We start from the raw sequence: 21,769 nt of genomic DNA on the forward strand, positions 1-21,769 counted from the left end.
TAGGCTGCCGGGCATGAGGGGCTGGGGCAACCGTGGTCGGGTCATCCCCGGCAGCCCGGTCTCCCGCGGCGGCGCGCGCCTGCTGCCGCTGCTCGTGGACGGCGCCGCCTGGGTCGCCGGCCTGCTCGCCGCCGTCCTGGTCCGCTACGACTTCGCGCCCACCCGCGGCCACCTGGCCGGTGCCCTGGCCACCATGGCCCTGGCGATCGTGCTGCAGGCGGCAGTGGGCCACACCCGGCTGCTCTACCGGGGCCGGTACCGCTTCGCCAGCTTCGACGAGATCCGCGCGGTCGGCTCGGTCACCGCCGTGGTCACCGTCGTGCTGACAGTGGCCGACCTGCTGTCCCCCCGGCGCCCGGTGCCGGCCGGCCTGCCGGCGATCGGCGGCGCGGTCGCGCTGATCCTCATGCTCGCCGTCCGGTACCTGCGGCGGGTCCGGCTCTCCCGCCGCCTGCGCCCGCGCGGCGCCGCCCCGGTGCTGCTGTTCGGCGCCGGCCGGGCCGCCGCCCTGCTCGTCGACTCGATGCTGCACGACCCGTCGGGCCGGTACGTCCCGATCGGCCTGATCGACGACGACCCGCGCAAACGCCGGCTCAGCATCCGCGGCGTCCCGGTGCTGGGCGCCCGCCCGGACATCCCGGAGGTGCTCGCCCGCACCGGCGCGGGCCTGCTGGTCTTCGCGGTCGCCAACGCGGCTGCCGCCCTGGTCCGTGACGTCCGGGAGCGCGCCACCGAGGCCGGCGTGGCGTTCCAGGTGGTCCCGTCGGTCAGCGAGCTGATGGACCAGCCGGTCGAGGTCGGTGACATCCGCGAGGTGCAGGTCACCGATCTGCTGGGACGTCACCAGATCGACACCGACCTCTCCTTGATCGGCGGGTATCTGACCGGCAAGCGGGTCCTGGTGACCGGGGCGGGCGGGTCGATCGGCTCCGAGCTGTGCCGGCAGATCCACCACTTCCAGCCGGCCGAGCTGATGATGCTGGACCGGGACGAGACGTCGCTGCTGGCGGTCCAGCTCTCGATCGACCCGCGGGCGCACCTCGACGACCCGCGGGTGATCCTGGCCGACCTGCGCGACGCGCCCCGGATCCGGGAGATCTTCCGGACCCGGCGGCCCCAGGTGGTCTTCCACGCGGCCGCCCTCAAGCACCTGGCGCTGCTGCAGCGGCACCCGGTGGAGGCGGTGAAGACGAACGTGCTGGGCACCCTCAACGTCCTGGAGGCCGCGGAGTCGGTGGAGCGTTTCGTCAACATCTCCACCGACAAGGCCGCCGACCCGTCCAGCGTGCTGGGTTACTCCAAGCGGATCACCGAGCGCCTCACGGCGTGGACCGCGCGGCGCCGGCCGGGCACGTTCCTCAGCGTCCGCTTCGGCAACGTGCTGGGCAGCCGTGGGTCGGTCTTCACCACGTTCAGCACCCAGATCGCCGAGGGCGGCCCGGTCACCGTGACCCACCCGGACGTCACCCGGTACTTCATGACCACCCAGGAGGCCGTGCACCTGGTGATCCAGGCCGCCGCGATCGGCCGGGACGGCGAGGCGCTGGTGCTGGAGATGGGCGCGCCGGTGCGGATCTCCGAGGTCGCCCAGCAGATGGTGGCGCTGTCCCGCAAACCGGTTCCGATCGAGTTCACCGGCCTGCGCCCGGGGGAGAAGCTGGCCGAGACGCTGTTCGGAGCGGGCGAGGTGGACCGGCGGCCGTTCCACCCGCTGATCTCGCACGTCGAGGTGCCGCCGCTGGCCCCCACCGACCTGCGCCCGCTGCACGCGCCGGCGGACGCCGCGGTGCTGATCGCGCGCATGTCCGAGGTGTGCGACCGGCCGGCGCCGGCGAGCACCGTGCCCGGACGACCGCGGGAGCGGCTGATCGACGTACCGGGAAATCCGACCTGAGCGTGCCCGGCGGACCGGGAGGGGACAGCGGCCGGGACCGGCGATCGCGAAAGCGACAAAGATGAAGAACCCGATTTCCCAGCGCGAAAGGCTTTCGCGCTGCTGCAATCGGGGGCATGGGACCCCGGCGTGAGAACGGCCGGCCCGAGCCGAGGCCGGCGCGGGCCGGTGTGCAGGCGGCGCTCCGGGCCTGGCGGGAGAGCTTGATCGACCTCGGTGACCACAACCGGCTGATCAATTTCGCCGGTGGGAACGCGGACCTGGTCGAGATCACCGCGCCCGAGCCGGACCAGATCGTCACCACGCTGACCCGCGGGGCGCGGGCGGTGCTGACCGGACCCGGCGGGCAACCGGGGGACCGGATCTTCCGCACCGAGCTGCCGGAGCGGTCGCTGGGCCCGGCGCTGCGCCGGATGATGCGGCGCGATCAGCAGGAACACCTCGACCGCGGGGTCTTCGCGCTGCACCTGGCGCTCGGCCTGCTGCACTGGCGGCCGGTCCAGGACGACGACGAGCCGGCCGCCGGGACCGCCGGGTACGCCAGCCCGCTGCTGCTGCTGCCGGCCGAGCTGGTCCAGGGCGAGCTCGGCGAGCTCCCGGAGCTGCGGCTCCGCGACGAGGAGCCGGTCGTCAACCCGGCCCTGGCGCTGCGGCTGCGGCGGGCCGGGATCGCGGTCCCCGAGCTGGCGCCCGGGGCCGAGATCAACGTCTCGCGGTTCTGGGCCGACTTCACCGACACCGTGGCCCGGCGGCACGGGTGGCACATCGAGCGGGCGGTCATCCTCACCTGCCTCACCTTCCACAAGGAGGCGATCTACCGCGACCTGCAGGAGAACGAGGAGCGCATCCTCGCCCACCCGGTGGTCCGGGCGCTGGCGACCACCGATCAACGGCGGCAGACCGATCAGTTCAAGTTCACGCCGATCCGGCCGGACGAGGTGGACCGGCTCGCGCCGCCCGAGGACGTCCCGCTGGTGCTGGACGCGGACTCCTCGCAGCGCGCCTGCGTGGCCGCGGCGCTGGCCGGGCAGAGCTTCGTGATGGACGGGCCGCCCGGAACCGGGAAGTCGCAGACCGTGGCCAACATGATCGGGGCGCTGCTGCACGCCGGCCGGCGGGTGCTGTTCGTCTCCGAGAAGGTGGCAGCGCTCGACGTGGTGCGCAACCGGCTGGCCGAGGCCGGGCTGGACCGCTACATCCTGGAGCTGCACGGGCAGCAGGCCGGTCGGCGCGAGGTGGCGACGCTGCTCGCGGCCGCGGTGGACGAGGCGCCGGAGGCGCCCGGGGAGGGACCGGCCGTCGACCGCGGCGCGCTTCGCGAGCGCCGGGAGAGCCTGACCTCCTTCGCGTACGCGATGAACGAGTCCCGCCGGCCGCTCGGAGCCAGCCTCCACGAGATCATCGGGCGCTGCGCCGAGCTCTCCGAGGCCCCCGCCGCGCCGGTCCCCACGATCGATCCGGCCACGCTGGCCCGTGACGTGGTGCGCCGGGTCCGCGAGGCCACCGACCAGCTGTCCCGCTCGTGGCGGGCGATGGTGGACGGCGACGGCCTGCTCTGGCGCGACGTGATCACCCGCGATCCGCTGGATCCGGCGCTGAGCCGGGCCGAGAAGGCGCTCGCCGCGCTGGCCCGCTCGGCCCGTATCGCGGACACCGCCGCGAAGGCGTTCGGCCTGCTCCGGCCGGACGACGCGGCGGCGCTGGCCCGGCTCGCCGAGCACGCCGGGCGCCGGCCGGACCAGGTCAACGACTCCTGGTTGACCGCTGACGACCTCGCACCGGTCCGCGAGGCGGCCGACCGCCGCAGCGCGGACCTGGCCGCCGCGGCGCAGGCGGCGGCAGCGGTCCGGCACCGCGCCGGGGTGCCCTGGACCGCGCTGCCCTCCGCCGCCGACCTGCCGGTCGTGCCCGTCCTCGACACGCTCGTCGCGCCGGTGCAGCTGGAGACGCTCACCGCTGTCGACGCCGACGAGTTGGCGCGCTCCTTCGCCAAGGCCGCCGAGCAGCTCGACCGGCACCGGCGCGCGGTCGACCGGGTCACCGCCAAGCTCGGGTTGCCGCGGGCCACCACGATCCGGGACATCTCCCGCGTGGCGGCGGTGGCCGAGCTGGGCACCCGGCCGCACAAGCCGGAGCGGTTCTGGTTCGGGCCGGGCGCGCTGGCCGGGGTGCAGACCGGGTCGAGCGCGCTGCGGCGGGCCCTCGAGGTGCTGGTCGGGGCGGAGATCCAGGCGCGGCCGTACTTCTCCGAGGCGATCCTGACGCAGCCGGTGGAGGAGCTGGCCGAGCGGTTCGCCACGGTGCACCGCGGATTCGGGAAGCTGCGGGCGGCGTACCGGCGGGACAAGCGGCAGGTGGCCGGGTTCGTGCTGCCGACCGCGCACCTCGGCGACGCGATCGACCGGCTGAGCACGGCGGTCGCGTGGAAACGGGCGCGGCAGGAGCTGGCGGCGGCGGAACACGCGTACGCGACCGCGCTGGGTCGCTACTGGCAGGGCCGGGGCACCGACTTCGCGGCCCTCGACGACGCGATCTCGGTGGCCATCGCGGCGCTCGCCTCGGCGCCTCCGGCCGGGGTGGAGTCGGTGCTCGCGTACGTCTGCGCGCCGGCGCCCGACCCGGAGCCGATCCAGGTGGTCACCGAGGCGCGCGACGCGCTGCTGCGCTGGCAGGCCACGCTGCGGCCGGCGCCCTACCCGGCGGCGCGGCCGGAGCTGGTCTCGGGGCCCGTCGAGGACGCGATCGCCTGGCTGAAGGAGCACGTCACCGTCCTGCAGGCGACGGCGGAGACGGTCCGGGCGTTCGACGCGGCGACCGGGCGGACGCTGGACTACGCGGAGACGGTGAGGCTGGCCGAACTGCGGGAGGCGGCCGCGCGGGCCGAGGCGGCGGTCGGTGGGCGCACCCCGGAACTGCCCGAGTCCGGCGCGCCGTCACTGGCCGACGCGGTCGCCTGGGCCGCCACGGCGCGCGAGTTCGCCGGCGGGCCGCTCACCCCGGCCCAGGTCGCGGCGCTGCGCGACCTGCGGCCGATCATCGGGCTGGCCGAACGTGCGCAGGAGTGGACCGAGGCGAGCCGTGCGGTGTTCGCCGGGTTCGGCCCGGCCCGGCAGGCCGACCTGCGGGACCGCTTCGCCGACTACCGCCGGGCCGCCGCCTTCCTGCGGGACATCCGCGACGACAGCAGCGGCCAGGAGGAGTGGTTCGCCTGCCTGGACGCCCGCGACGTGCTGACCTTCCACGGCCTCGACGCGGCCGTCGAGTTCTGCGCCGACCAGCACCTGGACGGCGCCGACGTGCCCCCGGTGATCGAACGGGCGCTCCTGCACGGCTGGGTGGACGCGGTGGTCCGGGCCGACAACCGGCTGCGGCCCTGGCGCGCCGAGGACCGGGACCGTCTGGTCGCCGAGTTCCGCGCGGCCGACGAGAAGCTCGCCCCGGTGGCGGCCCGGGAGATCATCGCGGCGGTCGAGGCCCGCCGGCCTCCGGCCGACAGCACGGCCGCGGGTCTGCTGCGGCGGGAGGCGATGAAGGCCGACCGGCATCTGCCGGTACGGGAACTGATCGGCCGCGCCCGGGACGTCGTGCTCGACCTGCGCCCGTGCGTGCTGGCGTCGCCGCTGACGGTGAGCCAGTCGCTGCCCCCGGACATCGGCTTCGACGTGGTGATCTTCGACGAGGCGTCCCAGATCACCCCGGCCGACGCGATCAACTGCATCTATCGCGGCCAGTCCCTGATCGTCGCGGGCGACGACCGGCAACTGCCGCCGACCTCGTTCTTCGACAGGGGGCTCAGCACCGAGCCGGCCGACACCGAGGTGCTCGACTACCAGTCGGTGCTGGAGCTGGCCAAGGCCTGCGGCGCGTTCCCCGGGATGGGCCTGACCTGGCACTACCGCAGCCGGCACCAGGCGCTCGTGGCCTTCGCCAACGACGCGTTCTACCAGGGACGGCTCAGCACGTTCCCGGCTCCGGGGACCGGCGGCCCGGACACCGGCGTCGAGTTGTTCCCGGTGGCCGGCGTCTACCGGCGCAGCACCAGCCGGGACAACCCGGTCGAGGCGGAGCGGGTCGCCGAGCGGATCGTGCACCACTTCACCACCCGGCCCGACCAGACGCTCGGCGTGGTGACGTTCTCGGTGGCGCAGGCGGAGGCGATCGAACGCGCCCTGCAGACGGTCGCGGCCGGACACCCGGCGCTGGAGCGGGCGGTCGCCGACGACCGGCTGCACGGTTTCTTCATCAAGAGCCTGGAGTCGGTGCAGGGCGACGAGCGGGACGTGATGATCTTCTCGATCGGCTACGGGTACGACGACACCGGCCGGATCAGCGCGAACTTCGGCGCGCTGAACCGGCCCAACGGGTGGCGGCGGCTGAACGTGGCGATCACCCGGGCCCGGCACCGGGTGGAGATCGTCACCTCGATCCTGTCCCGGGACGTCCCGGAGTCGGAGAACGAGGGTGTCCGGCAGCTGGCGGCGTACCTGGATCACGTGGAGCACGGCGCCGGCGACACCAGCCCCGACCTGGCCGAGGGGCACAGCGAGTTCGTGGACTCGGTGCTGGAGACGGTCCGGTCCTGGGGATATCCGGCGCGGACCGGCCTGGGGACCGCGGGCGGGCGGGTGGACATCGCGATCCGGCACCCCGACGACCCGGCCGGGGACTACCTGCTCGGGATCCGCTGCGACGGGCCCGGGTACCGCGACTGCCCGGCCGCCCGGGACCGCGACCGGCTGACCGACCAGGTGCTGGTGGACCTGGGTTGGCGGCTGCACCGGGCGTGGGCGCTGGCCTGGTACCGCGACCGGGCGGGTGAGGAAGCCCGGCTGCGGGCGGCCCTGGAACGCGCGGCGGCGGCCCGGCCCGGCCGTACCGGCGCGGTGGAGGGACGCGCCGCCGCGGCGAGCCTGCGGGCCCGGCTGCTGCGCCACGAGCCGGCCCGCAACTAGGGTCGGCGGCACGCCGGCCACCGCTTGGTGACTCACAGTGACCTTCGGGTCCGCCCGGCTCGGCGCGGATCGTCGAACCGGCTCGCGACCGGGGTCACCGATGCCTGCTGGGCGTCCTCGGCGAGCGGGTCTTGTCCGGCGCGACAGTCGGGTCCGTCGCCACCGGCGGAGTCGTTCAGCGGCGTAGGCACGTACCGGAAGCCCGGAAGGTTGCCTGCTCCGGGAAATCGAGACCTTTGACACTCGCGTTACCCCAAACCGCCCCTCGCAAGCGTCTTGAACGCAGGACGTGGACCGCGAGGGGAGAACTCTATGCCTGAGACGCCGGCCAAGCCTTCAGCCCGGCCCCGGGACGCGAAGAAGGGTTGGTTCCGGCGATGGCCACGATGGTTGCGCAGAGTGACGGCGGGACTCGTCGCGGTGGTGGTGACGCTGGTCGTGGTCTCCGCCGGATATGTCTGGAGCGTGGACCTGCCGGAGGACCCGGTGCCCCCGCAGGCCTCGGTGCTCTACTACCGCGACGGCCGGACGGTGCTCGCGCGGATCGGCACCACCGACCGCACCGACGTCAGCCTGGACCGGGTGCCGCTCGGCGTCCGGCAGGCGTTCGTGGCCGCCGAGGACCGCGGGTTCTACGACCACTTCGGCGTCTCGGTGCGCGGGCTGTTGCGGGCGCTGTGGTCCAACGTGGTCAACGACACCGGGCAGGGCGCCTCCACGATCACCCAGCAGTACGTGCGGAACGCCTATCTGACGCAGGAGCGGACGGTCAGCCGCAAGGCCAAGGAGGCGGCGCTCGCGCTCGAGGTGGAACACCGGTTCAGCAAGGACGAGATCCTCGAGCGCTACCTGAACACCATCTACTTCGGGCGCGGCGCCTACGGCATCGAGGCCGCCGCCCAGGCCTTCTTCGGCACGTCGGTGGACCGGCTCACCGCGTACCAGGGCGCGGTCCTCGCCGCCATGGTCAAGGACCCGACGCGCGGGGACCCGGCGGTGGATCCCCGCTGGACGCTGAACCGGTGGAAGTGGATCCTGCGGGCGATGAGCGACGCGGGCTGGCTGCCGGAGGGCGCCGCGGACCGGACGCCGTACCCGACTGTCGCGGCGGAGTCGGTCACCGCCAGCACCATCGGCGGCCCGATCGGGCTGATCACCGACCGGGTGGAGGACGAGCTGGTGGCCGCGGGCATCAGCCGGCAGCAGATCCGCACGGGCGGGCTGAGCGTGACCACCACGCTCGACGCCACCGCGCAGCGGTCCGCGATCGCCATCATCGACAAGGCGCTGCGCGGCCAGCCGGACGTGCTGCGCCCGGCACTGGTGGCGATCGACCCGGAGGACGGTGGTGTGCGCGCCTACTACGGCGGTGACCGGGGCCGCGGCTACTACGACGACGCGCAGGCCGCCCGGCCGCCGGCGTCCACCTTCAAGCCGCTCGTGCTGGCCGCCGCCGAGGAGCGCGGCATCGGGTTCCGCTCGTTCTACAACGGCACCTCGCCGCGGGTCTTCCCGGGCCGCGGCGGCGCGCCGCTGTTCAACCAGGACAACCTGCAGTGCCCGGTCTGCCCGCTGAACATCGCGATGGTGCACTCGCTGAACACGCCGTTCTACGCCGTCACCGAGCAGATCGGCCCGGAGCGGGTCCGGGACCTCGCCCTGCGCCTGGGCGTCCCGGACCGGTACGGCGACCAGGCCACCATGGTCGACGCCAAGGGCGAGCCGACCCCGGGCCGGACCCGCCCGGACATCGCGATCGGCAGCTATCCGGTCACCCCGGCCGACCTGGCCAGCGTCTACGCCACCCTGGCCGGCGGCGGCAACCGCGCGAACCGGCACTTCGTGCAGTCGGTCGCGGCTGCCAGCGGCGCCGTCCTGCACCGGCCCAGGGTGAAGTCGAAGCGGGTGCTGGACAGCGGCGTGGCCGCGGACGTGGGCGCCGTGCTGTCCGAGGTGGTCGACCACGACGGCGCGGTGCCCGGAGTGCACGCCGCCGCGAAGACCGGCTCCCAGCAGTACGGGAACACGGCGGACTCGTCGGACGCGTGGACGGCCGGCTGGGTCTCCGGGCTGGCCGCGGTGGTCTGGGTCGGTCGCGAGAAGCCGGGCCCCATCCGGACGAAGGACGGCAAGCCGATAAACGGCGACGGCATGCCGTACGACATCTTCAAGGGTTTTCTCGCCGGCGCGCTCACCGGGCAGCCGGCCCGGTCGCTGCCCGCGGCGTCGAACGTCGGCCGCCTGGAGAAGGGTGACCTGCGGACGATCGAGGGCAAGTTCTCGATGGCGCCCGGGCGGATCTTCCAGGGCCCGCAGAAGGGCGACCAGGTCGACCGGTCGCTGGCCAAGGGCAGCTGGCAGGAGCGGGTCACCCGGCTGACCGGCGTCCTCGACAAACTCGCCGGGTCGCTGCCCGACTTCGCGGTCTCCTTCGTCGACCGCAGGACCGGCCGGGTGTACGACTACCACGGCTCGCGCGCGTTCGAGGCGGCCAGCGTGGTGAAGGTCGAGTTGCTCGCCGCGTTGCTGCTGCGGGCCCAGGACGAGGGGCGCCGGCTGTCCCGCGTCGAGCAGAAGCGCGCCCGCAAGATGATCGTGGCCAGCGACAACGACGCGGCGTCGGAGGTCTACGCCGCGATCGGCGGGGTCCCCGGGCTGCGCCGGGCATTGAAGAAGCTCGGGCTCGGCGACACCGACCCGGCGGCGAACTTCGGCCTCACCAGGACCACTGCCGAGGACCAGACCCGGATGGTCGGCGCCCTCACCTCGCCGGACAGTCCGCTGGACAAGAATTCCCGGCAGGTGGTCCTGAACCTGATGTCCTCGGTCAACGCCGACCAGACGTGGGGGATCAGCGCCGCGTCCTTCGGCGGCGAACAGACCGCGCTGAAGAACGGCTGGCTCGCCCGGTCCACCGAGAACAACCGGTGGATCATCAACAGCACCGGCCGGATCAGCAGCGACAAGGTCGACGTGGCGCTCTCCGTGCTCTCCCACGGGCACGCCGGCCAGCCGGAGGGGATCAAGGCCGTCGAACAGATCGCCGCGCTGACGCGTAGCTATCTGGGCTGGTGATCAGGCCGACGCGCCGCGCAGCAGCGCGTCGACCAGCTTCTCCGGAAAATCCTGCTCCGGTACGCCGGTGGCGTCGCCGAACATGCCCAGCATCATCGACGGGCCGGAGAGCATCAGCACGGTCAGGTGGATGTCGAGATCGGCCCGGAACTCGCCGGTCTCGACGCCGCGCCGGAGGATCTCGCGCATCCGCTCGCGGCGGGGCTCCATCACCGCCTGGTGCATCCGGTTCAGCTCGGGGTCGCGCTGCAGCTCGGGGAGCAGGCAGGCGGTGACGATCCCGTACTCCCGGGCGCGGTTCGACCGGTTCGCGGTGACCAGGGCGATCAGGTCCTCGCGGGCGGAGACGCCGCCGAGGGCGGGCAACGGGCCCTTCATGCACCGCACCGCGTCGATGAGCAGCGCCTCCTTGTTCGGCCAGCGGCGGTAGATGGTGGCCTTGCCGACGCCCGCCTTGGCGGCGACCGATTCGATCGAGACGGCAGCCGCGCTCTGTCCTTCCGCCATCAGGGCGAGCACCGCGTCGAGGATGGCCTCGTCGGCCTGGGCGCTGCGGGGCCGGCCAGGAGCCTTGCGCTCCTGGCCGGCCGACGTGGTGCTGGTCATGGGGTCCATTGTTACTGAGCGGTCATGCCTCGACCAGAGCCACGCCCTGCTCCTCCGCGAGCACCGGGGCGTGCTGGCCGGCGGGCCGCCTGCCGGGCAGGAACAGCGCCGCGACCAGCGCGCCGAGCAGGGCGAACACCAGGGAGCCGGCGGCCGACCAGTGCATCGCCGTGACGAAGGCCTCGTTCGCGTCGTGGATCAGCGCGGGGCCGGCCGGGCCGGCCTGCTCGGCCACCGCGTACGCCCCGGAGATCGACTCGCGGGCCGCGTCGGAGGCCTGCGCGGGCAGGCCGTCGGTGGCCGGGCCCAGGTTGTCCCGGTAGTTGGAGGAGAGGATCGCGCCCAGCACCGCGACGCCCAGGGCACCGCCGAGCTGGCGGATGGTGTTGCTGACAGCGGAGCCGACACCGGCCTTCTCCCGCGGCAGCGCCGCCATGATCGACTCGGTGGCCGGCGGCATCACGTTCGCCATGCCGACGCCCATCAGGAAGAACGCGACGGCGACCACGGCGATCGGGGTGTCCACGCCGATCGGCAGCCAGGTGGCCAGGCCGGCCGCCACCAGCAGCAGGCCGGCGGTGCTGACCACCTTCGGACCGAACCGCTTCACCATGGTGGAGCTGATCGGGGCGAAGACCATCTGGCCGATGGCGAACGGGACGAACAGCGCGCCGGAGGCGAGCGGGCCGTAGCCACGGACCAGTTGCAGGTAGAACGCGCCGAAGAACATCGAGCCCATGGCCGCGAAGAAGACCAGGCCGATCATGGAGGTGGAGGCGGAGAACTGCCGGTTGCCGAAGAGCCGCACGTCCAGCGACGGGAACTCGACGCGGCGCTCGTAGAGCACGAAGCCGGCCAGCACCAGCACGCCGGAGAGCAGCGGCGCCCAGGCCAGGGTGTCGCCGAAGCCGTCCTCGCCGCCCTTGATCACGCCGTAGGTGAGCAGCGTCAGGCCGATGATCGAGAGCAGCACGCCGACCACGTCGATGCGGCCCGGCCTGGGGTCGCGCGACTCCGGCACCAGCAGCGCCACCAGGGTCACGCCGACGACCACGATCGGCACGTTGATCAGGAAGACCGAGCCCCACCAGAAGTGCTCCAGCAGGAAGCCGCCGAGGATCGGGCCGAGCGCGACGGCCAGGCCGACAGCACCCGCCCAGACGCCGATGGCCCGGCCGCGCTCCCGCGGTTCGAAGACGTTCGCGATGATCGACAGGGTGGCCGGCATGACGCCCGCGGCGCCCAGGCCCATCACCGCGCGGGCGGCGATCAGCTGGTCCGGGCTGCTCGCGTAGGCCGAGATCAGCGACGCGACGCCGAACAGCGTGAGGCCGGCGATCAGGGCGATCCGGCGGCCCAGGCGGTCGGCCAGGATGCCGGCGGTGAACAGCATGCCGGCGAAGACCAGCGTGTACGAGTTGATGGCCCACTCCAGCTCGCTCTGGGTGGCGCCGAGGCCGTGCCGCGGGTCCGCGATGATCCGCATGGCCACGTTCAGCACGGTGTTGTCGAGCACCACCACGAGCAGGCTGATCACCAGCACACCCAGGATGGCCCAGCGCCGGGGATGCCCGGCGTGGGATGTCTCTTCTGCGTTCATCCGTGTTTCCCCCCGGTTTTCGAAACGGAACTGTCTCGTATCTCAATAGAGGACAGTAGTCCCGGGAAATTGGAAACGGAACGCTCTCGTATCGAAAGTGTTCCCCGTCACTCCGGCGGTTGACCTGGAGCGCGCTCCAGGTCCTAGCGTCGACGGCATGGAAACGATGGAACTGGGGCGCACCGGTACGCAGGTCAGCAAGCTGGCGCTCGGCGCCATGCAGATGGGCAACGCCACCAGTGAGGCCGACTCGATCCGCATCCTGGACCGGTACTGCGAATCCTCAAGGGCATCTACGACGACCCGGCCAAGCGGTCCGGGCACTGGGCCATGGAGAACTACGAGGGTCCGGACATGGACGCGCGCCTCGCCGTGCTGCGGGAGATCGCCCATGAGGCCGGCTCCACGCCCAACCGTACGGTGCTGGCCTGGCTGCTGCACCAGACCGGCCCCTCGGTGGTGCCGCTGATCGGTCCGAGGACCCCGCAGCAGCTAGACGACCTGCTCCCGGCCCTCGACATCAAGCTCGACGCCGGCCAGCTCGCCCGGCTGGACGCCGCCGGCGCGTAGGCCCACCTCCACCGAGGCACGGGGCCCGATGGAGGCGAACTCCAGGACGCCGTCCGCGTCGACCGGGTGCGAGAGCAGGTAGCCCTGCGCGAACTCGCAGCCAAGGCGGGACAGCACCTGGAGGTCGGCGGCGTTGTCGACGCCCTCGGCGACGGTCACCATGCCGAGGGCGTGCGCCATTTTGACCATGGCGTCCGCCAGCGAGGTACGGGCCTGGTCCCGGTGGATGCCGGCGACGAACGCACGGTCGATCTTCACGACGTCCCAGCCGTGATCGGCCACCCGGGCCATCGACGAGTACCCGGTGCCGAAGTCGTCCACGGCGATCTTCACTCCGGCCCGGCGCAGCGGCCCGAGAGCGTTCTCGACGGTCTCCGGCTCGGCCATGCCGGTCTCGGTCAGCTCCAGGGTCAGCATGTCCGGCGGAGTGCCGTTGCGGTCCAGGGCGGCCAGCACCAGCCCGGCGGTGGTCGCGTCGAGCTGGCGCGGGGACAGGTTGACAGCGACCGGGATCCACCGGCCGCTCCGCTCGTACCAGCCGCGCTGCTCGGTCAGGGACTGCTCCAGCACCACCCGGAACACCTGCACGATCGTGCCGGCCGCCTCGGCGATCGGCACGAACACCACGGGCGGCAGCACCCCGTCGGTCGGATGCCGCCAGCGCACCAGCGCCTCGACCGAGTTCAGCCGTCCGTCGTCGACCCGGAACACCGGCTGGTAGACGCAGTACAGCTCGCCCCGGGCCAGCGCGCGCCGCAGGTCGGCGTCCAGCCGCAGCCGTTGCGCCGCCTCCGCGCGGATCTCCGCGTCGAACCGCACCACCCGCCCCCGGCCGGCCGCCTTGGCCTGGTACATCGCCGTGTCCGCGTCCTGCACCAGGGCGTCCGGATCGGCCTCCCGGTCGTCGGTGGTGCGCAGGCCGATCGACAGCGAGGCGAAGAACTCGGTGCCGTCGGCTAGCCGCATCGGCCGCCCGAGCTCGCCGGCGACCCGCTCGGCGATCTCCACGGCCTGTTCCTCGGTGGTCTCCGGCATCAGGATGACGAACTCGTCCCCGCCCAGCCGGCACACCACATCGCCGTCCCGGACGGAGGCCCGCAACCGGGTGCCGATCTCCGTGAGCAGTTGGTCGCCGGCGTCGTGCCCGAGGCTGTCGTTGACGTCCTTGAAGTGGTCCAGGTCGCAGAAGAGCAGGCCGACCCGGGCGTCCGGGCCGGGCGGCATCGAGCTGAGCGCCACGGCCAGGCGGTCCATCAGCAGGCTGCGGTTGACCAGCCCGGTCAGCGGGTCGTGGCCGGCCCGCCAGGCCAGCTCGTGGATCGGCCCGGCCAGCCGGAACGCGACCAGCGCCATGGACATCGCCGAGCCGAGGACCAGCGGGGTGTCCGACCGCGGCTCCCAGATCAGATGCACGCAGGGCAGCAGAAGGGCGGCGCCGAACAGGATCAGCGCCCGGGTCAGGGTCAGCGCGTTCACCGCGGAGCGGCGCGGGTTGGTGGCGACCATCGACGGGTGCAGGGCGGCCGTGCCGAGCAGGATCGGCATCGCCATCCAGCCCAGATCGATGAGACCACCCTCCCGGTACGTCCCGGCCAGCCCCTGATGCGTGTAGAGCGCGTCGGAGACGAACCACGCCACCAGCCCGGCCAGCAGCCAGCGCACGCCCGGGGTGCGCAGCTCGACGCCGAGCGCCAGGGCGAGCGCGCAGTACACCACGATCATCGTGTTGACCGGCGCGGACACCGCGAAGAACCGGGCCGGCAGGCTGCCGCCCACGGTGACCGTCGGCTCCACCACCAGGATCCAGACGAGGCTGGCCAGCGGCGAAAGGATCACCGCGGCGTCGACGAACGCGGTCCGGCCGGCCCGGGAGGCGAGCATCGCCGTACCGGCCGCGATGGTCAGGTGCCCGATCAGGTAGAGCACGTCGGCGCCCGACGGAAACGCCGGATCGGCGCCACCGGCGGTGTGCCACGCGAAGACCACGTCGCCGGCCGCGGAGAACGCCAGGCCGCCGCCGATCACCAGCCAGCCGCCGGTGCGCTGCGGCACGTGCCCGCGCAGCCCCATCCAGGTGGCGATCGGCGCGGTGCTGTTCACCAGCACGTAGATCCACCGGGTCTCGGCGGTGAACGGCACGGCGACGTAGACGACCGCGAGCGCGGACGTCAGCGTCAGGTAGATCCACCACAGGTGGCGCATGCCGCCCGGGGAACGACCCATCATGCGCCGTCACCGGTCTCAGGTCCGCGGGTCTGCATGCGAGACCTATCGGCGGGGGCCCGGCGAGCCGGAGAACTCCGGGAAGTGACGTGGCACCCGTGTCGGCGGCACACCCGGCCCGGCGCTTGACACCGAGCCACCGGTACGGCCGAGAATCCTTCGAAGACAATGCTCCCGGAGAGGACCGCGGATGACCACTACCGTGCAGGGGATCGACGGACTCAAGGCGCTCGCCGGCCACGACCTCGGCGTCAGCGAGTGGCTGGAGATCACCCAGGAGCGGGTGAACACGTTCGCCGACGCCACCGGCGATCACCAGTGGATCCACGTCGACCCGGGCCGCGCCGCCCAGGGGCCGTTCGGCGGGCCGATCGCCCATGGGTACCTGACGTTGTCGCTGGTCATCCCGCTCTTCGCGGAGCTGCTCAAGGTCGAGGGGATCTCGATGGGCGTGAACTACGGCCTGGAGAAGGTCCGGTTCCCGCACCCCGTCCGGGTCGGCTCGCGGATCCGGCTGGCCGCCACCGTGGTCAGCGTCGACGACGTGCCCGGCGGCACGCAGAGCACGTTCGACTTCACGGTCCAGATCGACGGCGTGGACAAGCCGGCCTGCGTCGCCCGTACCGTCTACCGGCAGTACGTCTGAGGCCGCGCCCGTCTCTCCGGCGTCGGCACGGAGCGGCTCTCTCGCGGTGTCGGCACGGATCGGCGAGCCCGATCCCTGGGTCTTCGGCCGCGACCAGCTCGGGAGCGAACCCGGCTCGGCTGAAGCAGGCGAGCCGGGCGCTCCGGGCCGTCCCCGCGCGGAAAGCGGCGCCCACCACGACGATCCGGTTCATGCCGGCACCGGGGCCCGCTGACCGGCGCGCGGCGGACGGACGCGCGGCGGGACCCGTCAGAGGTACGAATCGGACGCGGCGTACAAGCCCAGCGCAATCATGAGGAAGCCGGAGACCCCGGTCAGCACGTGCGCGACCCGGGAGGTCATCAGACGCCGGGACGCCGCGCCGACGCCGACCAGCAGCGCCTGCCAACCCGCCGACGCGGCGAAGATGCCGGCGACGAAGAACGCGGCGGCGGTCCAGGACATCGTGCCGCCGATACCGACGGCCGCCGACGCGAAATAGCCGATGGTCAGCGGGTTGGCCGCGGTCAGGCCGAGCAGCAGGAGGAAGGCGCGGGTCGCCGTCACCGGCATGCCGCGCCCCCCGGTGGCGTCGGCGGACCCGGCCGCGCGGGCGCGGCGCAGGGCGAGCAACTCGCGCACGCCGAGAAAGACCAGGACGGCGCCCGCGACGATGCGCAGCGGCGGCAGAAACGGTCCGACGGCGGCGGCAACGCCACCGCCGACGGACACCGCCAGAGCCGCGAATATGAGGTCGGTCGTCGCCACACCGAGTGCCGCGGCGATGCCGACCCGCACTCCTCGCGCCTGCCCGGTTCTGATCACCAACAGGCCAATGGCTCCCAAAGGAACGGCGACGGCCAATCCGGCGAGCGAACCCGCGACGACATAACCCATTGCGGCAGACATGCGACCCCCCGGCGGACGACACAAATGGGCGCGACGTCCTAGAGGGTACAGTAGGAAGCTATTCCATAAGTTCCGATATCCCGAAGCGGACCTCGCCGTCATCGGCCGGACTCAGATCCTCCTCCGCGTAGAAACGTTCGTAGACGTTCGTCGAATAAAGCTGCCCAGCACGGGTCAGCTCGTAACGGTCGCCCACCAGCCGCAGCCAATCCTTATCGACCAGCTCCTGAATCTCCGTAGGGAACACCGTTACCATATCGATACCGAAGCGGCGACGGAAGTCCGAGACGGAGACCTCGCACATCTTGAGGCCGCGGATCATGACCCGCCGCATCTCCTGCTCCTTGGTGAGCACCGTGCCGATGTCAATGGGAATACGCCCGTTGTCCACCATCTCGTAGTAACGGTTCAGCGGATGGACGTTCACGAAGAGCCGATCATGAATGACGCTCTTCGACGAGACACCAAAGCCAATCATCGGCCAGGTGCGCCAGTAGTACTCGAGAAAACGCGACAGGTCACGGCAGCGGTCCGGGTGGAAATAGCCCGTCGAACTGCGCCGGCGGAAGCCCGCGGCCTCCATCGCGTCCATCGCGTACTCGTACATCCGGGTCTCGTCGGCCGGCGACGGCAACGTCATCTTGCCCGAGCTGATCAGGCTGTGGAACGCCGTCTTGGGCCAGATCTCCAGGCCGTAGCTCGTGATGCATGCCGGCTCCAGCTCGATCGCCCGGTCGACGCTGCGCTTCCAGTCGTCCAGGGACTGATCCGGGAGCGGGAAAATCAGGTCGATGTTGGTGTGCCGGAATCCGCCCTCGACCACCATGCGGTACGCGTTCTCGGCGGTCGCGACGTCGTGCGACCGGTTGCAGATCTTGAGCAGCCGGTCGTCGAACGCCTGCACGCCGACGTTCACCCGGTTGAACCCGCCGGCGACCAGCGTCTCGACCTTGTGGAGGTCGACCGTCGACGGGTCGAACTCGAGGGCGATCTCGCACCCCTCGTTGAACTCGAACTCCTCGCGGCAGACGTCGAGGAGGTGCACGAGCTGCTCGCCGGTGAGGATGCCCGGCGTGCCCCCGCCGAAGTAGACCGCGTCGATGGAGAAGGCGGGAAACGTGCGGTTGGCGACGAACGTCCGGATCTCCTTCTCCAGCGCCGCGACGTACCGCGCGAAGTGCGACTCGTTCTTGTTGATGTACACCGTGTAGTCGCAGAACCCGCACTTCTTGATGCAGAAGGGGACGTGCAGGTAGAGGACCGCGCTCTCCTTGCGGAAGTACTCATCGTGGTCCACGTGCCGGTACTTGAACGGGTAGGTGTGGATGTTGCGGCGGGTGATCTGACTGTCGGGCTCGGCCTGGTACATCGGGCTACCTCCGGTGAAACGTCAGCAGACAAGCTCGAACGGCTGCACGGCGTCGGCGGCCGGGCGGGCGTCGGTACGACCGTTCGGCGTCACCGGCCTGCCGCAGGACACGAACAGGTCGTCGAAGACGTTCCGGTCGCGGGCCAGGTAGGGCTCCCCCGCCCGCGCCACGAGCCGGACCACCTCCTCGGCCAGCAGCAGTTGGTAGCGGCACGACTCCTCGTTGAGCACGTTGAGGTCGCCGGAGGCCACGTAGTTCTCCTGCCGGCAGCCACCGCCACACAGGTACCGGGCCCAGCACTGCCCGCACACCGGGTGCTCGTCCACGGTCCGCCGCCACTCCGGGTGCGGCCGGGTCAGCCCGGACTGACCGGTGCCCACGTCGAACGACTCCTCCCCGACCAGGCGGTGACACGGGCTGATGGTCCCGTCCGGCGAATGCGTGTAGTACGTCCGCCCGCCCGAGCAGAACGACAGGGCGGTCAGGCCCTCGAGCATCATCTGAGCGGTGCGTTCGTACTCCAGGACTCCGGCAAAGCGATTTTCCGGGGTGAAGAGCGAGGGGTACGCGTGCAGGAAATCGCGGAACTGCTCGATCATTCCCGGGCGCAGGAAGTGGTTCACGTACGCGATCTCCTGAGGGCCGCTCAGCACCTTGTCGCCCAGCTTCAGCGTGAGCGCGACGCTCTTGCCCTGCTGATTGACGGGGTACACGCCCGGGTAGATCTGGAAGAAGTCGAACAGGTTGAGCGACCACAATTCCCGGACGCTGTCGACCAGCGTGGGCTGTTCGGTCGCGATCGTCATCCGGGCGACCAGAATGATGTTGTCATCAGCCGCGTGGCGCAGGGTCCAGAGATTCTTCATGATCCGGTCGTACGAGCCGCGCCCGTTCTTGGCCGGCCGGTTACGGTCCTGGACCTCCCGGGGGCCGTCCAGCGACACCGACACGATGAAGCGGTGCTTCGCGAACAGTTCCGTGATCCCGGCGGGCATCAGGGTGAGATTCGTGGAGATCCGGTAGACGAATTGCAGATCCCGCTCCGCCGCGACCCGCTCACTACGTTCACAGATCGCTTTGATCAGCGGGAAGTTCGCCAGCGGCTCGCCACCGAAGAATTCGAAGCGCACCCGCCGGCCCGGCGCGAGGTTCTCCTCGATGAACGTGAAGATCCAGCCCACCGAGTGCTCGCCCATGGCCTCCTTCATCCGGCCGTAGTCGCCGCCCTCGGCGAAGCAGTACGTGCACGCCAAGTTGCAGATGTTCGTCAGGTTGACGTTGACGGCGAAGTCCGAGCCGTCGGCGAGGTCGCTCCGCTGCAGCGTGTCCCGGTTGCTGCCGGCGTCCTCGGTCACGGCGAGCGACTCCCACGCGGCGCGTTCCTCGACACTCAGGTGCTCGACACCTCGGCGCAGCCGCTCGCCCACCTCCCTCGGCATGCGGGCGACCCGGTGGGTACCGGTGATCATGACCGCGGACTCGCGCTCGTCCAGATCGGCGACGAAGTAATCGACTCCGCTACGCACGACCGGCACCCCGCAATCGCAGCGCCGCCTCCGGAACCGCGTCGCTGGAGTGCTTGATCTGCAGGACCGTGTCCGTCGGGAAGTGCGCCCGGTCGTACACCTCGTACATGCTGACGTGCACGCCCGGCGGGGTCTGGATCGTGACACCGCGGTCGTCGGTCGCGGACTTGCAGGCGATGAAGCGGTACTGCGCGCCGGGCATGACCGGGACCCGCTTGATCTCGCGGCCGTTGCTGGCGCCACCCAGCACCCGCACGATCACCTCGTGCGTGGCGGGCGCCTCGCTGCTCACCTCGATGTGCACGGCCTTGACGTCACCGCGCCACTCGTGGTCGGTCCCCGACAGATCGCTGTCCGGCACCTCGACGATGTTCAGACCGGCCGTCTGCGGCTTGGGCAGCAGCTGGAACGCGAGGGGGCGGTCGCAGGTACGGCAGTTCGACTCCTCGGTGAGCCCGACGGGACGCGCGATGAGGCCGTACCGCTCGACCACCACCGTGCCGCAGTAGGGGCAGAACGAGTTCGTCGCCTCGTTGTCGTACACGTTGCCGAGGTAGCAGTAGCGGATCCCCTCGGCAAGCGCGACCTCGCGGGCCCGCTCCAGCCGCTCCACCGGGGTCCGGTCGACCTGCGTGTACTTGTAGTCCGGGTGGAACCGGACGAAGTGCACCGGCACGTCCGGGCTCAGCTCGTCGAGAACCCAGCGGGACAGCTTGCGGGCGTCCGCTTCGCTGTCGTTGGCGTCGGTGACCAGCAGGCTGGAGACCTCGACGTGCTTGCCCCGGTCGAACACGTACTTGGTGGCATCCAGCACCGGCTGTAGCTGGCCCTTCGTGACGCGCTTGTAGAACGTGGGGTCCATCGACTTGAGCGAGATGCTGAAGATGTCGATGACGTCGCACAGCTCCTTGGCGCCCTCGAGGGAGATGTAGAACGCCGACTTGAACAGGTTCACCAGCCCGTGCTGCCGAGCCAGGCGCGCGGTGTCCAGGACGAACTCGTGCCAGACCACCGGATCGTTGTACGTCCACGAGATGACCTGGATGCCGCGTTCGAGCGCGCTCTCCACCACCTGCTCGGGGGTGTAGTAGTGCACCGAGCGGTCTTCCACGTACCGGGCCTGCGAGGTCTGCCAGTTGTGGCAGTAGTCGCAGTTCATCATGCAGCCGATGTTGCCCATCGACAGGATGCGGGCGCCCGGGGCGTAGTGGTAGCAGGCTTCGGTCTCGATCGTTTCCTCGGTCATCGCCACGGACTTGCCGTAGTTCAGGGTGACCAGCTCGCCGCCGCGGTTCGCGCGCACCCGGCAGAACCCCACCGAGCCGGGCCGGATGACGCAGTTACGCGGTGAGAGATGGCACTGAACGGTGCCGTCGGGCCGGGAGCTGTAGAGCACCGCGGGGTGGGTGTCCTGCTGCCAGTCCCATTGCTTCTGATCTTTGGGCACGGAAAGCCTCTCTGTCCGATTACGACCCGTTCGCTACCGGCAATTTCAGAATGCTTTTGAGGAAGACCTCGCACACAAATGCCGGCGCATGCGCCGACATTCGATCCGTGCAAATGTCACGATGCCCGGCCAGGCGATCGATGATCTTAATGTCGGCCATCGACTTGTCGCACAAGGTATCGACCGTCACTGCCGACTGTCAAGCATGGCATATACACCTGTGAATGATCAAAAGCGCCACGGGGCTATTTCCGATACTCATGGCATCCGCGCGAATAGCGATCTTGATTCGTTGATCACGCCCCGACGCGATCTTCGCCGGATCCCGCCCGGGACCACGATGGAACGGTGGCCGCGCGCCGCGGCGACGCACGCCCATGCCGCGCGGCCGGAATTCCGGCTGTTCAGCGCCCCCTGGAGGCACTACGGCGGGCCCGTGCCGACCCGGCATCGCGGGTGGCGACGACTTCCGCCCGGTTGGTGCCGGATCGGACCGGGAGTGACACGATGGGCGTCAACCCTGGACCGGTTGGCCGGCGGCCGCTTTCCGGGCGCTCCGCATCGTCGCGATACCAGCGGAACCACGGCTGTCGTAGCGCGCGGATACCGATGATTACGGTGACGATACGGCGACGGGAACAATCCTTTTCTCTGCCGACGCTGATGTCACGAGGTGAATATTCGGTCATACGGGGTCGGTGGCGTCCATGGGTTGCCGAGCAGCGCGTTTCGTAGACCGGTAGCTGCGCGTAGGCTGTTCTCGCGAATGGTCGGGATGCAGCCGCGGACGGCCAGGAAGGTCCGGGCGTCGCTGGGTGTGTGGAAGCCGCCGCGGAGGCCGGTCCTGGATGTGACCGTCCGGACGGCCGGTTCGGCGACGTCGGTCGGGAACGCGATGACGGGGGAGTCGGTGGCGAGGCCGTTGACGGCTGCGGGGCATCCTGGACTCATCCCGGATCGAGCGCTGGAAGT

12 protein-coding genes are annotated in these 21,769 nt (G+C 71.1%); 5 read left to right on the plus strand and 7 right to left on the minus strand.

The window, feature by feature from the left end; translation table 11 throughout:
* Positions 1–13 precede the first annotated feature (13 nt).
* The 3 genes from Asi03nite_RS07505 to Asi03nite_RS07515 all read left to right on the plus strand — a co-directional run bounded on the left by Asi03nite_RS07505 (position 14) and on the right by Asi03nite_RS07515 (position 9,921).
* Positions 14–1,894 carry a polysaccharide biosynthesis protein gene (locus Asi03nite_RS07505; protein ID WP_203677693.1) on the plus strand — a complete coding sequence of 627 codons (1,881 nt, stop codon included), beginning with the start codon at positions 14–16 and terminating at the stop codon, positions 1,892–1,894.
* Between the two features lie 116 nt (positions 1,895–2,010).
* Complete coding sequence (locus Asi03nite_RS07510) at positions 2,011–6,846, plus strand: PDDEXK-like endonuclease domain-containing protein (protein ID WP_203677694.1); 4,836 nt, start codon at positions 2,011–2,013, stop codon at positions 6,844–6,846.
* A gap of 399 nt (positions 6,847–7,245) precedes the next feature.
* Positions 7,246–9,921, plus strand: coding sequence for a transglycosylase domain-containing protein (locus tag Asi03nite_RS07515; RefSeq protein WP_239102516.1), 2,676 nt, complete (start codon positions 7,246–7,248; stop codon positions 9,919–9,921).
* On the opposite strand, the gene Asi03nite_RS07520 is transcribed toward Asi03nite_RS07515, so the two are convergent.
* Together Asi03nite_RS07520 and Asi03nite_RS07525 are read right to left on the minus strand one after the other, a co-directional pair.
* Entirely contained in the window at positions 9,922–10,527 is a 606-nt protein-coding gene (locus Asi03nite_RS07520; RefSeq protein WP_239102517.1) for a TetR/AcrR family transcriptional regulator, read from the minus strand.
* Positions 10,528–10,549: 22 nt separating this feature from the next.
* A complete protein-coding gene (locus Asi03nite_RS07525; protein WP_203677697.1) occupies positions 10,550–12,127 on the minus strand; it encodes an MFS transporter in 1,578 nt (525 codons plus the stop codon).
* A 330-nt stretch (positions 12,128–12,457) separates the two neighbouring features.
* On the opposite strand from Asi03nite_RS07525, the gene Asi03nite_RS07530 reads away from it, so the two are divergent.
* Positions 12,458–12,697 carry an aldo/keto reductase gene (locus Asi03nite_RS07530; RefSeq protein ID WP_203677698.1) on the plus strand — a complete coding sequence of 80 codons (240 nt, stop codon included), beginning with the start codon at positions 12,458–12,460 and terminating at the stop codon, positions 12,695–12,697.
* On the opposite strand, the gene Asi03nite_RS07535 is transcribed toward Asi03nite_RS07530, so the two are convergent.
* A complete protein-coding gene (locus tag Asi03nite_RS07535) occupies positions 12,620–14,923 on the minus strand; it encodes a putative bifunctional diguanylate cyclase/phosphodiesterase (RefSeq protein WP_239102518.1) in 2,304 nt (767 codons plus the stop codon). The two genes, Asi03nite_RS07530 and Asi03nite_RS07535, sit on opposite strands and share 78 nt — an antisense overlap.
* A 187-nt stretch (positions 14,924–15,110) precedes the next feature.
* On the opposite strand from Asi03nite_RS07535, the gene Asi03nite_RS07540 reads away from it, so the two are divergent.
* Entirely contained in the window at positions 15,111–15,566 is a 456-nt protein-coding gene (locus Asi03nite_RS07540) for a MaoC family dehydratase (RefSeq protein WP_203677699.1), read from the plus strand.
* Between the two features lie 249 nt (positions 15,567–15,815).
* Here Asi03nite_RS07540 and Asi03nite_RS07545 read toward each other — a convergent pair whose 3' ends face one another.
* The 4 genes from Asi03nite_RS07545 to amrS form a co-directional block, all read right to left on the minus strand.
* A complete protein-coding gene (locus tag Asi03nite_RS07545) occupies positions 15,816–16,442 on the minus strand; it encodes a LysE family transporter (RefSeq protein WP_203677700.1) in 627 nt (208 codons plus the stop codon).
* A gap of 70 nt (positions 16,443–16,512) precedes the next feature.
* Entirely contained in the window at positions 16,513–17,823 is a 1,311-nt protein-coding gene (locus tag Asi03nite_RS07550) for a coproporphyrinogen-III oxidase family protein (protein WP_203677701.1), read from the minus strand.
* Between the two features lie 21 nt (positions 17,824–17,844).
* A complete protein-coding gene (locus Asi03nite_RS07555) occupies positions 17,845–19,350 on the minus strand; it encodes a radical SAM/SPASM domain-containing protein (protein WP_203677702.1) in 1,506 nt (501 codons plus the stop codon).
* Positions 19,343–20,797, minus strand: a complete 1,455-nt coding sequence (amrS, locus tag Asi03nite_RS07560) for an AmmeMemoRadiSam system radical SAM enzyme (protein WP_203677703.1) — start codon at positions 20,795–20,797, stop codon at positions 19,343–19,345. The genes Asi03nite_RS07555 and amrS overlap by 8 nt, the downstream gene beginning before the upstream one ends.
* Between the last annotated feature and the right edge of the window lie 972 nt (positions 20,798–21,769).

Source organism: Actinoplanes siamensis (assembly GCF_016862395.1).
Taxonomy (GTDB): domain Bacteria; phylum Actinomycetota; class Actinomycetes; order Mycobacteriales; family Micromonosporaceae; genus Actinoplanes; species Actinoplanes siamensis.

Bases quoted from the DNA above. Each gene is read 5' to 3' on its own strand.
- Asi03nite_RS07510 (WP_203677694.1), top strand. From the start codon at position 2,011: ATGGGACCCCGGCGTGAGAACGGCCGGCCCGAGCCGAGGCCGGCGCGG.
- Asi03nite_RS07545 (WP_203677700.1), bottom strand. From the start codon at position 16,442: ATGGGTTATGTCGTCGCGGGTTCGCTCGCCGGATTGGCCGTCGCCGTT.
- Asi03nite_RS07520 (WP_239102517.1), bottom strand. From the start codon at position 10,527: ATGACCAGCACCACGTCGGCCGGCCAGGAGCGCAAGGCTCCTGGCCGG.
- Asi03nite_RS07525 (WP_203677697.1), bottom strand. From the start codon at position 12,127: ATGAACGCAGAAGAGACATCCCACGCCGGGCATCCCCGGCGCTGGGCC.
- Asi03nite_RS07550 (WP_203677701.1), bottom strand. From the start codon at position 17,823: ATGTACCAGGCCGAGCCCGACAGTCAGATCACCCGCCGCAACATCCAC.
- Asi03nite_RS07505 (WP_203677693.1), top strand. From the start codon at position 14: ATGAGGGGCTGGGGCAACCGTGGTCGGGTCATCCCCGGCAGCCCGGTC.
- Asi03nite_RS07540 (WP_203677699.1), top strand. From the start codon at position 15,111: ATGACCACTACCGTGCAGGGGATCGACGGACTCAAGGCGCTCGCCGGC.
- Asi03nite_RS07535 (WP_239102518.1), bottom strand. From the start codon at position 14,923: ATGATGGGTCGTTCCCCGGGCGGCATGCGCCACCTGTGGTGGATCTAC.
- Asi03nite_RS07530 (WP_203677698.1), top strand. From the start codon at position 12,458: ATGGAGAACTACGAGGGTCCGGACATGGACGCGCGCCTCGCCGTGCTG.